The sequence below is a fragment of the Paraburkholderia sp. BL25I1N1 genome, from assembly GCF_003002025.1.
GTDB lineage: Bacteria > Pseudomonadota > Gammaproteobacteria > Burkholderiales > Burkholderiaceae > Paraburkholderia.
Genome location: NZ_PVZB01000010.1, coordinates 199,547 through 212,005, shown reverse-complemented (window position 1 = coordinate 212,005; position 12,459 = coordinate 199,547). Strand labels below are relative to the sequence as shown.

At 61.6% G+C, this 12,459-nt stretch carries 11 protein-coding genes; 7 read left to right on the top strand and 4 right to left on the bottom strand.

Annotated elements, in window-relative coordinates; all coding sequences use genetic code 11:
- Positions 1-112 precede the first annotated feature (112 nt).
- Positions 113-2,770: a YadA-like family protein gene (locus B0G73_RS17090; protein WP_374957013.1), complete on the top strand. Its 2,658-nt coding sequence runs from the start codon at positions 113-115 to the stop codon at positions 2,768-2,770.
- A gap of 110 nt (positions 2,771-2,880) precedes the next feature.
- Here B0G73_RS17090 and B0G73_RS17085 read toward each other — a convergent pair whose 3' ends face one another.
- On the bottom strand, positions 2,881-3,009 hold the full coding sequence (locus B0G73_RS17085) for an oxalate:formate antiporter (protein ID WP_106282486.1): 129 nt from the start codon (positions 3,007-3,009) through the stop codon (positions 2,881-2,883).
- 10 nt (positions 3,010-3,019) lie between these two features.
- On the bottom strand, positions 3,020-4,423 hold the full coding sequence (locus B0G73_RS17080) for an OFA family MFS transporter (protein WP_106282485.1): 1,404 nt from the start codon (positions 4,421-4,423) through the stop codon (positions 3,020-3,022).
- A gap of 483 nt (positions 4,424-4,906) precedes the next feature.
- Here B0G73_RS17080 and B0G73_RS17075 point away from each other — a divergent pair, with 483 nt between their 5' ends.
- The 5 genes from B0G73_RS17075 (at position 4,907) to B0G73_RS17055 (ending at position 9,285) form a co-directional block, all read left to right on the top strand.
- Positions 4,907-5,125 carry a hypothetical protein gene (locus B0G73_RS17075; RefSeq protein WP_106282484.1) on the top strand — a complete coding sequence of 73 codons (219 nt, stop codon included), beginning with the start codon at positions 4,907-4,909 and terminating at the stop codon, positions 5,123-5,125.
- Complete coding sequence (locus tag B0G73_RS17070; protein ID WP_012427873.1) at positions 5,103-5,822, top strand: GntR family transcriptional regulator; 720 nt, start codon at positions 5,103-5,105, stop codon at positions 5,820-5,822. The genes B0G73_RS17075 and B0G73_RS17070 overlap by 23 nt, the downstream gene beginning before the upstream one ends.
- Positions 5,823-6,213: 391 nt before the next feature.
- Positions 6,214-7,461 carry a formyl-CoA transferase gene (gene frc / locus B0G73_RS17065; RefSeq protein WP_106282483.1) on the top strand — a complete coding sequence of 416 codons (1,248 nt, stop codon included), beginning with the start codon at positions 6,214-6,216 and terminating at the stop codon, positions 7,459-7,461.
- A 29-nt stretch (positions 7,462-7,490) separates the two neighbouring features.
- On the top strand, positions 7,491-8,309 hold the full coding sequence (locus tag B0G73_RS17060) for a fumarylacetoacetate hydrolase family protein (RefSeq protein WP_106282482.1): 819 nt from the start codon (positions 7,491-7,493) through the stop codon (positions 8,307-8,309).
- Positions 8,310-8,373: 64 nt separating this feature from the next.
- The gene (locus tag B0G73_RS17055) at positions 8,374-9,285 is read left to right on the top strand and encodes an NAD(P)(+) transhydrogenase (Re/Si-specific) subunit beta (RefSeq protein ID WP_106282481.1); all 912 of its coding nucleotides are present in this window, start codon (positions 8,374-8,376) and stop codon (positions 9,283-9,285) included.
- Positions 9,286-9,347: 62 nt separating this feature from the next.
- On the opposite strand, the gene B0G73_RS17050 is transcribed toward B0G73_RS17055, so the two are convergent.
- A complete protein-coding gene (locus tag B0G73_RS17050) occupies positions 9,348-9,653 on the bottom strand; it encodes a hypothetical protein (RefSeq protein WP_106282480.1) in 306 nt (101 codons plus the stop codon).
- 96 nt (positions 9,654-9,749) lie between these two features.
- Entirely contained in the window at positions 9,750-10,697 is a 948-nt protein-coding gene (locus tag B0G73_RS17045; protein WP_012427868.1) for a LysR family transcriptional regulator, read from the bottom strand.
- Positions 10,698-11,103: 406 nt separating this feature from the next.
- Between B0G73_RS17045 and oxlT the strand changes: the two genes are divergently transcribed.
- The gene (oxlT, locus tag B0G73_RS17040; protein WP_106282479.1) at positions 11,104-12,447 is read left to right on the top strand and encodes an oxalate/formate MFS antiporter; all 1,344 of its coding nucleotides are present in this window, start codon (positions 11,104-11,106) and stop codon (positions 12,445-12,447) included.
- Positions 12,448-12,459 lie beyond the last annotated feature (12 nt).

The window sequence follows — 12,459 nt, the reverse complement described above, 5'->3', positions numbered from 1 at the left end:
TGGGCGAGGGGTTGCGGGCTATAGCGCACTGCTAGCCGTCGGCACCAGTCTGTTTGGGACGTTAGTGATGGCTTTGCCCGCGAAAGCGGCCGGGGAGTCGCCCAACCCACTCATGAATGCGCCTGTCGAATGGGATGTCGCCGATCCGGTGACTGTCGGCCAAACGCCCGAGTCCAATGTGAACCGTTCAAAAACGCTAACGCTTGCAACTGCTGCGCTGGCTGATCCAGTACCCGTCACCCAATTCATTGCCGTTAGTCCGTTCACGACACCCGCGTTGACGACGTCAGCGTCGGGAGGCGAAAACGCAATGGCGATCGGCGTCGGCGCGATGGCCATCGACAATAACGCGCTCGCCATTGGCACGAGTTCGGGCGCGGCGCGCGTCAATACGACCGCCGTCGGCGCGGCAGCCGCTGCGTTGGCACCCAATGCGACGGTGGTGGGCGCCGGTGCGACAAGCAACTATTTTGCAGAGAATGGTGTTGCAATCGGCTATAACGCAGCCGTTCAGAACGTCAATGCATTGGCTATCGGGACGAGCGTCCAGACGGACGCGGCGAACTCGATCGCTGCGGGTAGCGGCGCCCTTATCACGGCGGCCGCCACGAAAGCAATCGCGTTTGGTTCCGGCGCGACGGCCACGGCAGCGGGATCGGTCGCGTTGGGTGCGGATTCCTCCGCGGACCGGGCGGATACCATCTCAGTCGGTAGCGCCACGCTGCAACGGCAGATCGCCAATGTCGCGGCCGGCACCCAGGGCAGCGATGCCACTAACGTCTCGCAGTTGAAGGGCATGGCGGGCGTGCTGGGAGGCGGCACCGACGTTGCCGCGGACGGAACGATTGCGAAGCCCGTCTATAAGGTCGGTGGGAGGATATACAACGATGTCGGCTCGGCGCTCGCAGCCGTCGTCACGACCACCACCCAGGCCAGCGCCGATTCCGTTCAGTACGATTCGAGCTCTCACGACACCGTCACGTTAGGCAGCAGTAGCGCGCCGGTCCGGCTCACCAACGTGCGCGCCGCGAATCTTGCCGCCGGCAGTTCGGACGCCGTCAACGGCGCGCAACTGTTCGCCACCAATCAGGCCGTCGCGCAGAACACCGGCAGCATCACGAACCTCGATCAGCGCGTCACGGATAACACGACGAACATCAGCAACCTCGATCGACGGGTCACGGAGAACACGACGAATATCAGCAACCTCGATCAGCGCGTCACGGACAACACGACGAACATCAGCAACCTCGATCAGCGGACCACGGACAACACGACGAACATCAGCAACCTCGATCAGCGCACCACGACGATCGAAGGCGACGTGAGCAACATCACAAACCAGATCAGCAATGGCGAGATCGGGCTGGTCCAGCAGGATCAGACCTCGCGCAATCTCACGGTGGCGAAAGACACAAACGGCGCTCGCGTCGATTTCACCGGCACCGGCGGCGCGCGCGAGTTGACGGGCATTGCGGCCGGCACCACGGATGCCTCCGCGGTCAATCTCGGCCAGTTCAGACCGATGGTGGCCGCGCTGGGCGGCGGCGCACAGATCAACGCCGACGGTTCGCTGACCGGCCCCAGCTATCACATGCAGGGCGGTACGCAAACCACCGTCGGCAACGCGCTCGACTCGCTCGACACCGGCCTCAACACCTTGCAGCAAAGCATGCAGAGCGGCGGTATTGGGATGGTCACGCAGGATCCCGTGTCGCGCGTCATCGCCGTCGGTGCGACCACGGACGGCAAACTGATCGACATGGCCGGCGCGGCGGGCAACCGTGTCGTCACAGGCGTGGCAGCCGGCACGGTGGGTCCGGCCAGCAGCAACGCGGTCAACGGCTCGCAACTGTACGCGCAGGCGGCGAGCACGGCGGTGGCGCTCGGCGGCGGGGCGACCGTCAACGCGGACGGTTCGGTCTCGGCGCCGACGTATAACGTGGGCGGCACGGTCGTGAACAATGTCGGCGGCGCGATCACCAACCTGGACGGGCGCGTGACGCAGAACAGCAGCGATATTGCCGGTCTGCAAAGCACTGTCGGCAACCTTGGCGGCGCGGTTGCGAATGCGGTGCAGTACGACAGTTCGGCGCACAACCGGATCACCCTCGGCGGCACGGCGGCCAATGCGCCGAAAGTCCAACTGACCAATCTGCAGGACGGCACACTGTCGGCCACCAGTACCGATGCGGTGACCGGAGCGCAACTCTGGACCACCAACCAGACTGTCAGCACGCTTAGCCAGCAGATCAACGTGGTGCGGAACAACCAGACCAGCGGCACGCCCTATGTTGCCGTCAATAGTTCGGGTAACGCTGCGCAGGCAATCGGCAACGGTTCCGTGGCGATCGGCGGCGGCGCCAAAGCGTCGGCGCCGAACTCGGTCGCAATCGGCGAGGGCTCGGTGGCCGATGTGACCAACACGGTGTCGGTAGGCTCGTCCGGCAGCGAGCGCCGTATTACCAACGTCGCGGCGGGGCAGGGGCCGACCGACGCCGTCAACATGCAGCAGTTCCAGGGCGGTTTGAGCGACATGGCGCGCAGCGCGTACTCCGGAACGGCATCGGCGCTGGCGCTGACCTCGATCCCCGAAGTCGATGCCACGAAGAACCTCGCAATCGGCGTCGGAACGGCTGGTTACAAAGGCTATCAGGCGGTGGCGGTGGGTCTGTCGGCGCGCGTCACGCAGAGTTTGAAGGTGAAACTAGGCGCGGGCATCAGTTCCGCCACCACTGCGGTCACGGCCGGGGCGGCGTATCAGTGGTAGCGGGGCGGCGGGAAATCGGCGTGCTTGAAACGCGCCGCTAGACAGTCAGCGAGTGACACTCGCTGCAGAGGCACCCCGCACGTCCGAGCGCGCGGGGTGCCGAACGACACTTACTTGAAGAGCTTCATTGCCTGCGAGAGCGTATTGACCACGCCCCAAGCCAGCGGCAGTGTCACATACAGCCAGAAGACGGCGAGTTTGACCTTGCTGGTCTGATTCACTGCTTGAATGGTCGACATGCGAGTCTCCTTAAGCGCCTTTGGCGAGTTGTGCTTCGGTCATGTGGTGCTTGTCGTCCACACGCTTGATCAGCAGGTTGCAGACGAAGCCCACTACCAGCAGCACGGCCATGATGTGAACGGTCATCGTGTACGCGTCCGCCTTGGCGACGCCTTGCGCGACTTCATAAGCGCGAATGTAGTTCACCAGCACCGGACCGGCGACGCCCGCCGCGGCCCACGCCGTCAGCAGACGCCCGTGAATGCCGCCGACGAACGCCGTGCCGAACATGTCGGCGAGATAAGCCGGCACGGTCGAGAAGCCGCCGCCGTACATCGTCAGGATCACGCAGTAGGCGAGCACGAAAAGGGCGATGTGGCCCGACGCCGCGAAACCGGGCACGAGGTAGTACAGCACCGCGCCAAGCGCGAAGAAGATGAAGTAGGTGTTCTTACGGCCGATCCAGTCCGACGCCGACGCCCACACGAAACGGCCGCCCATGTTGAAGAGCGACAGCAGGCCGACGAAACCAGCCGCCGCGGCTGCCGACACCGTGTCCTTGAAGCTCTCCTGAATCATCACCGAGGCCTGGCCGAGAATGCCGATGCCGGCCGTCACGTTCAGGAACAGCACGAGCCAGATCAGATAGAACTGCGGCGTCTTCAACGCCTGATCGATATGCACGTGATTGCGCGAGATCATCTTGTTCTGATTCGTGGCGCCCGGCGTCCAGCCGGCCGGCTTCCAGTCCGCCGGCGGCACGCGGATCGCGAGTGCGCCGATCGTCATCGAGATGAAATACGCAATGCCGAGCACGACGAACGTTTCGGCCACGCCGATGCTGGTCGCGCTGCGGAAGTGATTCATCAATGCCACGGACAACGGCGCGGCGATCATCGCGCCACCGCCGAAGCCCATGATCGCCATGCCGGTCGCCATACCGCGGCGATCCGGGAACCAGCGGATCAGCGTGGACACCGGCGACACGTAGCCGAGGCCGAGCCCGATTCCGCCGATCACGCCGTAGCCGAGATAGAGCAGCACGATCTGATGCAGATATACGCCGAGCGCGGAAACCAGGAATCCACCGCCGAAGCAGCATGCGGCGGTAAACATCGTGCGACGCGGGCCGACGCGTTCGAGCCACTTGCCCGTGAAGGCCGCCGACAAACCGAGGAACACGATCGCCAGCGAGAAGATCCAGCCGAGCGAGGTCAGCGACCAGTCGTCAGCAGTCGATTGCGTGATGCCGATGACTTTTGTCAACGGACCGTTGAACACGGAAAAGGCGTACGCCTGGCCGATGCAGAGGTGGACGGCAAGGGCCGCGGGCGGAACCATCCAGCGCGAAAAACCTGGCTTCGCGACGGTGGCCTGCTTGGAAAAGAAGGGGGCGGAGCCTGAATTCCCGCTCGGCTCGGTGATGCTGCTCATGGTCGGTCTCCCGGTGACGAATTAGTTGTTATCGGCCTTGCGCAAGAATGCTTTAGGTCTTGCGGCGTAAAAATTGCGTTTTTCGATGCCGCCAATATATGTATTTTCATTGCATATGGCGCGCTCGAATTCGCGACGAAATCAACTTCGTCGAACGATAGGGGGCGATCAAGCCCTTGGCAATATGAGATACAAATACATATGATGTTTGTCTGGTGAGACACGAGCGTAATCTGCGGATTCGTGGCCCAACGGTAGCGTTGTCCGGAATAAACTACCGGATTCTTCCAGGACGGCAGCCCGACAGCGGCATCTTTCGCCACGTCGGCCCGCTTGACCGAACACCCCGGAGCGGCCCGTGCTACCGTGAGTAGATAATCCTAAAAACAACAGCGACTGATATACTACATACGGAATATTGATTTTTGCGGCATTGCAGCATATGATTGAGTCATTCGTTCACTCAATCATTCGGAGTTACAAATGGAAGTTGTTCCTCTCTCGCTGTTTGCCATTGCTGTTGTCGGTTTAGGCTCTGCCGCCACTGTGCTGTTGACCCGCTGGATTCCGCAGCCTGTCGCGCAGCTTGCAGCGCAACATGGCCGCTTCGTCGGCTTAGGCGAGCAACGCGTGGCAGTGGCAAGACCGTATCGTGCGCATGTTCAACAAGAGGCGATGAATGTCGTCAGAACTTCAAACTGAAGCAGTGGCCACACCGTTGACGTTGTCATTGCAGCCGATCGGCGCGAGCGCGAGCTTGCGCGATCAGGCGTATGCGATGCTCCGCCAGGCCATTGCCGACGCGGACATCTATCAGAACCGTGAAGAAATCCGTCTCGACGAGCGGGTGCTGAGCGAGTCGCTCGGCGTTAGCCGCACGCCGGTACGTGAGGCCATGACGCTGCTCGAACAGGAAGGTTTTCTGCGCATGGTGCCGCGCCGCGGCATCTATATCGTGCGCAAGAGCAAGCGTGAAATCGTCGAGATGATCCAGATGTGGGCCGCGCTCGAAAGCATGGCGGCGCGTCTTGCCACGCTGCACGCCACGGACGAGGAGATCGCCCGTCTGCGCCACATGTTCGACAACTTCCGCGACGCGACGCCGGCGGAACACATCGCGGAGTATTCGGACGCCAACATTGCGTTTCACCAGGCGATTGTCGAGTTATCCAAGTCGCAGATCATTCTCGACACGATCAAGAACATCTTCATCCACGTGCGCGCGATTCGCCGCATGACCATTTCGCAGAGCGACCGCGCATCGCGCTCGATCGTCGATCATCTGCGCATTATCGAAGCGCTGGAGAAGCGCGATACCGAACTGGCCGAGCGTCTCACTCGTCAGCATTCACTGGATCTGGCGGCGTTCGTCGAGGCGAACTGCGATTTTCTGGACTGACGCGGCGGCCTCGCGAGGCGGCGTTTGATGGATGAGTAAGACGGGAAGGGCCCGCGGTGCAGACACCGCGGGCCTTTTTTATTTGTGTCGAACGCAGCAGGCGCGGGGCTTCCCGGCTAATGCGGGATAAACCTCGCTTGACGGTCCTAAAAATATGGTATGTGATATATCAAAAGACGCAGACCGAAAGCCGATGCCGTTGTTTCGCCCGCATCGCGTGACGGCGCTAACGTTTTTGCCGCGAAGACAAGCCGCATACATAGTCAGCGCGGCGGAGAACGCACCGAAATTGCCAGGAAATTACAAGTAGACGCCTTTTCAACAACTACGTTGCTCAGGACCAGAGTAAGGCGCCAAAGCGCAAAGCCCTGGTCGACACAGGAGACAGGACATGAGCAAAGCACTCGACGGTGTGCGCATTCTCGACTTCACGCATGTGCAATCCGGGCCTACCTGCACGCAACTGCTTGCATGGTTCGGCGCGGATGTCATCAAGGTGGAGCGGGCGGGCGCGGGCGATATCACGCGCGAGCAGTTGCGCGATATTCCCGATGTAGACAGCCTCTACTTCACGATGCTCAACCACAACAAACGCTCCGTCACGATCGATACGAAGAATCCTGAAGGCAAGCAGGTGCTCGAGGCGCTGATCCAGAAATGCGACGTGCTGGTCGAGAACTTCGCGCCCGGCGCGCTGGACCGCATGGGCTTCACGTGGGAGCGGATTCAGGAACTGAATCCGCGCATGATCGTCGCGTCGGTGAAGGGCTTCGGTCCTGGGCCGTACGAGGACTGCAAGGTCTACGAGAACGTCGCGCAATGCGCGGGCGGCGCGGCTTCGACCACCGGCTTCGACGACGGCCCGCCGGTCGTGACAGGCGCGCAGATCGGCGACAGCGGCACCGGCTTGCATCTGGCGCTAGGTATCGTCACGGCGCTGTATCAGCGCACACACAGCGGACGCGGTCAGCGCGTACTCGCCGCGATGCAGGACGGCGTGCTCAACCTGTGCCGCGTGAAACTGCGCGACCAGCAGCGGCTCGAACGCACCGGCGTGATGAAAGAGTATCCGCAGTATCCGAACGGAGAGTTCGGCGAAGCGGTGCCGCGTGCGGGCAATGCGTCGGGCGGCGGTCAGCCGGGCTGGATCCTGAAGTGCAAGGGCTGGGAGACCGACCCGAACGCGTATATCTACTTCATCACGCAGGCGCCGGTGTGGGCGAAGATCTGCAACGTGATCGGCAAGGAAGAGTGGGCCACGGATCCCAACTACGCGACGCCCGCTGCGCGCCTGCCGCATCTTAAGGATATCTTCGCCGAGATCGAACGCTGGACCATGACGAAGACCAAGTTCGAGGCCATGCAGATCCTGAACAAGTACGACATTCCGTGCGGACCGATTCTGTCGATGAAGGAAATCGCCGAAGAGCCGTCGTTGCGCAAAACCGGCACGATTGTCGAAGTGGATCATCCGACTCGCGGCAAGTATCTGACGGTTGGCAATCCTATCAAACTGTCCGACAGCCCGACCGAGGTCACGCGCTCGCCGTTGCTGGGTGAACATACCGACGAAGTCATGGCCGAACTCGGCTATTCGCCTGAGCAGGTCAGTGCGCTGCGCACTGCCGGCGCGATCTAGGCCCGATCCACGTAAACAGGGAGCAACGTATGGATACATGGATGCGGTTCATGTCGAGCGACGGCGGCGTCGTGTTCGGCCGTGTGGAAGGTGGCTATCTGCACGAATATGAAGGTCTGGAGCACCCGGTGCCGACCGGCGCCGTGTTGTCGACGCGCGCACTGACGCCGCTCGCGCCGTGCGCGCCCGGCAAGATCGTCGCGCTGTGGAACAACTTTCACGCGCTGGCGGCGAAGCTCGACAAACCGGTGCCGGCACACCCGCTTTTCTTGTTGAAGCCCGCGGGTTCGGTGATCGGTTCAGGTGAGCCGATCAGGCGGCCGCTCAGCTATGCCGGCAAGATCGCCTATGAAGGCGAACTCGGCATTGTGATCGGGCGGCGCTGCCGCGATGCGAGTGTCGAAGAGGCGGCGGAAGCGATTTTCGGCTACACGCTCGTCAACGACGTCACCGCCGCCGATCTGTTGAACGAGAATCCGCACTTTCCGCAATGGTGCCGGGCGAAGGGCTTCGATACGTTCTGCTGTGTCGGCCCGGCGATCGTCTCCGGTTTCGACTGGCAGCAGGCACATCTCATCACAATGCTCGATGGCGTGGAGCGGCAGAACTATCCGCTCGCCGACATGGTTTTCTCGCCCGCCGAGCAGGTGAGTCTGATCTCGCAGGATCTCACGCTCGAGCCGGGCGATGTGATCGCGTGCGGCACGTCGGTCGGCGTCGGTTCGATCAAGGATGGCGCGACAGTAACGGTCACGGTGGACGGGATCGGCACGCTGAGCAATACCTTGAACGCTGTGCGCGCGGGCGCCGCCGCAGGCGCGGAGCCGGCCGTGGCAGGTGCCGTCTGAACGCTTGACCAATCGCGCGATCCGTTGGGATCGCGCCCATGCATTCCGGTACCAAGGAGCGCGCATGCCGCTAGCGTATGACAGTACCGTCTGGTGTTCGCTGGCCGTGGTGTTTGCTTCGGTGCTGGCCGTTGCGCTTGCGGCTGTCGGGCAACTGCCGCTCGAACGGCGACCGAAGCGCCGTCCTGACTGGCATGCGGGCGCATTGGCCGCCGCGCTCGCCGGTCTTTTCGCTGCCGGCATAGGCGCGAGCGACGGCGTGGTCGGCGCAGCCGTGGCGGGCGCGGTGCTCGGCGCGTGGCTGGTGCGTCGGCGCAACTTGACGCGGCGCCCGCGCCTCGTTGCGCTGTTGGCCAGCAGCATGGGGCTCGCCGTGATGTCGGGGGGCTTCGCGCGTTATCTGTCGTCGGCGGCGCAGGCGAATGTCGAGCGCGTCGAGCTCTGTGTCGCCGTGTTCATCGGCGCATTGATCTTCGCCACGTCGGCCATCGCGTTCTGCAAACTGCGCGGCGCACTGCGACTCAGCGTGGTGGCGCGGCCGGGGCACGGCATCGTCAACCTGTTTGCGCTGTCGCTGTGCGGCTGGCTCGGCTATGGATTCGTGACCGAACCGGCGCAGCCATTCGGACTCGCCGCGCTCCTCGCGATGAGCGCGCTGGCTTGTGCGATGGGCGTACATTTGATGCTCAGCCGCGAGTACTCCGACAGCCACGAGCATGGTCACGATTCGAGCACACTCGCCTTTGCCGCGCGCTGTCATAGCCTGACGATGGGCAAGCACGGGCTGTTCGCACGAATCGAATGGCACGGTGGGGAAGAGCAGAGCTGGATGCTGCGCGACGTGACGACATACTGCGTGCGCACGGCGGCCTACCCGTATCGTCGAAATGGCAGCAATGGCGTGAGTGCCCACGTGCGGCAACGTGCGTGCGACCGCCGCCGGCCGGCTCGCGCTGCGACACGGCGAATGCCATGAATGCTCACACCTTCAGGTGGGCGGGTGTGTCGCGTCGCGGCACCGTGATCCCGCGAACACCCTCACTCGGCCGCCGACGCGAACTCGCTGAAGTACTGCGCCTTCTTGTGCAGAATCATTTGAGCGAGAAAGTCGGCGTCGTACGCGCTATGCAAATGGGCGTGAAAGCGCTCGATGTAGGCAGTGATCTGCGCCGCCTCGCTATTGAATTCCCTGAGGACGTCGAGGGTGGCGCGGTCCCAGCGAAAGCGCAGGCCGAGGTCGCTGAAGGCGGCGTTGTACGCGCTGAGGTGGGCGTCGTCGGGATGGTTTGCGGCAACACGGGCAGTGTGTGCGCTGGGATGAGACTCAACCGAAGCGTGGTTCATGACCGGACTCCTGGGCAGACGAGTGATGGAACTCGCTTGCAGCATAGAAGTCCTGACGAATCTGCAATAGTTAAAGTTTCATTGGATCTTCATAGCCTACTGCTTATACACGCTCAATTCCTTGACGCGCGTGATCTTCTCGATCAGATTCGCGCCTTCCTCCATCAGGAAGCGTTTGAAGGCGACTGCCACCGGCGGCAGGCGCTTGTTCTTTCGATGCACCACGTACCAGTTGAGCATGACCGGAAAGCTCTCGACATCGAGCACGACCAGGTGGCCGAGCTGCAATTCGAGGCTGATGGTATGCGCGGACAGAAAGGCGATACCCATGCCCGCGATCACGGCCTGCTTGATCGTTTCGGTGCTTTTGATCTCCATGGCGATCTTGAGGTTGGCAAGCCGCCCGGCGAAGCCTTCTTCCATCGAATTCCACGTGTCCGAGCCACGCTCGCGCACGATAAACGCTTCGTTCGCCAACTGGCTGAATTTGATGTTGCGCTTATTGGCGAGCGGATGCGTGGGCGCCGCCACGATCACATACGGGTGCGGTGCAAACGGCTCGTTGGTCGCGTCGGTCTCGTGGGGCGGACGCACCATCACCGCCAGATCGGTCTGATTGGTAGCCAGTTGATGCAGCAGTTCCTCGCGATTGTGCACGGCGAGGTTGAGCACGACGCCCGAGTAACGGCGCGTGAATTCAGCCAGCAGCCGCGGAAAGAAGTAGTCGCCGGCACTGATCACCGCGACATTCAGCTTGCCGCCGGAGACGCCTTTGAGCTGACTCATCGCTTCGTCGACTTCGTGGAACTGCTGGATGATCGCGCGGCTGTAGTGAAGCATTTCGGTGCCGGCCGGCGTCAGATAGATTTTTTTGCCGAGTTGTTCGAACAGCGGCAGCCCGGCGTGTTCTTCGAGTTGCCGGACCTGAGTGGAAACGGCCGGCTGGGTGAGGTGCAATTCCTCGGCGGCACGCGAGAAGCTCAGGTGGCGCGCCACCGTTTCGAAAACCTTCAGTTGCCGCAGAGTCGCATTCCGCATCGTCATGACCGATGTATAAGCAAATGTGAATCAACATAATAACAAACTTTAATTATTAGTAATTCAGCAATGACCCTAGCATGGCTCTGTATAAGAAAGCGGAATTGCCGCCGCGGCGCGTGGCGAAAAACTCGGGTTAACGCTTGGATGCGAGCCCTGATGGGCGAAACGCCCGACGCCTCGCGGTTAAAGGCATTAATTGATCGGAATAAAGAAATTCCCGCAAAGAGATGATTTAAGCCGGTCTATTTTTAAAGCAGCGAATTAAAGACGCAAATATCAGATATTCCCGAAGAGCGCGGCTTTTTCGGGTCATAACATAAGGTGGGACGCATACAGTACGGCGCGTTGCAGGGCGATTTCCTGCGGGACGCCAGCCGGCTGCGCCAGACAAATAGTGGAGACAAAGCGAATGGACGATATCAGTCAGCAGACTACGAGCCGCGCATTTTGGGGCAACCGTTGGTGGCAACTCGTCATCGGCATGGTGTGCATGGCTCTGGTGGCCAATCTTCAATACGCGTGGACGTTGTTCGTCACGCCGATGAACGCACGGCATCATTGGGGCGAAGCGTCCATTCAACTTGCGTTCGCGATTTTCATCCTCACTGAAACGTGGCTTGTGCCGCTGGAAGGTTGGCTCGTCGACAGGTTCGGACCGCGGCCCGTAGTCGCGGGCGGCGCGATTTGCGCGGGCGTTGCGTGGGTGATGAACTCGTACATCACGACCCTGCCGATGCTGTACGTCTCCGCAGTCATCGCCGGTATCGGTGCGGGCGGCGTGTACGGCACGTGCGTGGGCAACGCGTTGAAATGGTTTCCCGACAAGCGTGGACTTGCAGCGGGTCTCACCGCTGCGGGCTTCGGCGCGGGCGCCGCGGTGACGGTGATTCCGATTGCCAACATGATCACGCGTTCGGGTTATGAGCATACGTTCTTCTTCTTCGGCATCCTGCAAGGCGGGTGCATTCTCGCGCTTGCGCTGCTGTTGAAAAAGCCGAACTTGCGCTCGCAAGCCGCACCGAAGAGGAAGTTCGCCGTGTCGAAGGTCGACTTTACCCCGGGGCAGATGATCAAGACGCCGGTGTTCTGGGTGATCTACGTGTCGTTCGTCGCCGTGGCCGCGGGCGGTTTGATGGCGACCGCGCAGATCGGTCCAATCGCGAAAGACTGGGGCCTCGCACGCATCCCGATGACGATCTTCGGCATGACCTTGCCGCTCCTGACCGCCACGCTTTCCATCGACAACGTCTGCAACGGTTTTACGCGTCCGCTGTGCGGCTTCATATCCGACAAGCTGGGCCGTGAAAACACGATGTTCGTGATCTTTATCGGCGAAGGCCTGGCGTTGCTCGGGCTGATGCAATACGGCACTAACCCGTACGCGTTCATGACGTTCGCCGCACTGATCTTCCTGTTCTGGGGCGAAATCTTCTCGATCTTCCCGGCGATCTGTGCCGATACCTTCGGCAGCAAATATGCCGCGGCCAACGCCGGCACCTTGTACACCGCCAAGGGTACGGCTTCGTTGCTGGTACCGATCGCGTCGGTGTTGTCGGCGACGGGCGGATGGAATCTCGTGTTCATCGTCTCCGCCGTCGTGACGATCGTCGCGGGCATTTCCGCGAAGTTCATACTCGCGCCGATGCGCTCGCGCTGGATCGAAACGCACAACGAGCCGCAAGGTGTGCTTGCCGTTGCTGGCAACGGCAAGGCTTCGCGCTTGAGCCATTGGCCTGAGCAGACAGGAGAATAGGTGAATGGTCCA

What these genes read in the sequence shown, in the direction of transcription:
- B0G73_RS17060 (WP_106282482.1), top strand. Translation starts at nt 7,491, where the DNA reads ATGGATACATGGATGCGGTTCATGTCGAGCGACGGCGGCGTCGTGTTC.
- B0G73_RS17090 (WP_374957013.1), top strand. Translation starts at nt 113, where the DNA reads ATGAATGCGCCTGTCGAATGGGATGTCGCCGATCCGGTGACTGTCGGC.
- B0G73_RS17045 (WP_012427868.1), bottom strand. Translation starts at nt 10,697, where the DNA reads ATGACGATGCGGAATGCGACTCTGCGGCAACTGAAGGTTTTCGAAACG.
- B0G73_RS17075 (WP_106282484.1), top strand. Translation starts at nt 4,907, where the DNA reads ATGGAAGTTGTTCCTCTCTCGCTGTTTGCCATTGCTGTTGTCGGTTTA.
- B0G73_RS17080 (WP_106282485.1), bottom strand. Translation starts at nt 4,423, where the DNA reads ATGAGCAGCATCACCGAGCCGAGCGGGAATTCAGGCTCCGCCCCCTTC.
- B0G73_RS17070 (WP_012427873.1), top strand. Translation starts at nt 5,103, where the DNA reads ATGTCGTCAGAACTTCAAACTGAAGCAGTGGCCACACCGTTGACGTTG.
- B0G73_RS17055 (WP_106282481.1), top strand. Translation starts at nt 8,374, where the DNA reads ATGCCGCTAGCGTATGACAGTACCGTCTGGTGTTCGCTGGCCGTGGTG.
- frc (WP_106282483.1), top strand. Translation starts at nt 6,214, where the DNA reads ATGAGCAAAGCACTCGACGGTGTGCGCATTCTCGACTTCACGCATGTG.
- B0G73_RS17050 (WP_106282480.1), bottom strand. Translation starts at nt 9,653, where the DNA reads ATGAACCACGCTTCGGTTGAGTCTCATCCCAGCGCACACACTGCCCGT.
- oxlT (WP_106282479.1), top strand. Translation starts at nt 11,104, where the DNA reads ATGGACGATATCAGTCAGCAGACTACGAGCCGCGCATTTTGGGGCAAC.
- B0G73_RS17085 (WP_106282486.1), bottom strand. Translation starts at nt 3,009, where the DNA reads ATGTCGACCATTCAAGCAGTGAATCAGACCAGCAAGGTCAAACTCGCC.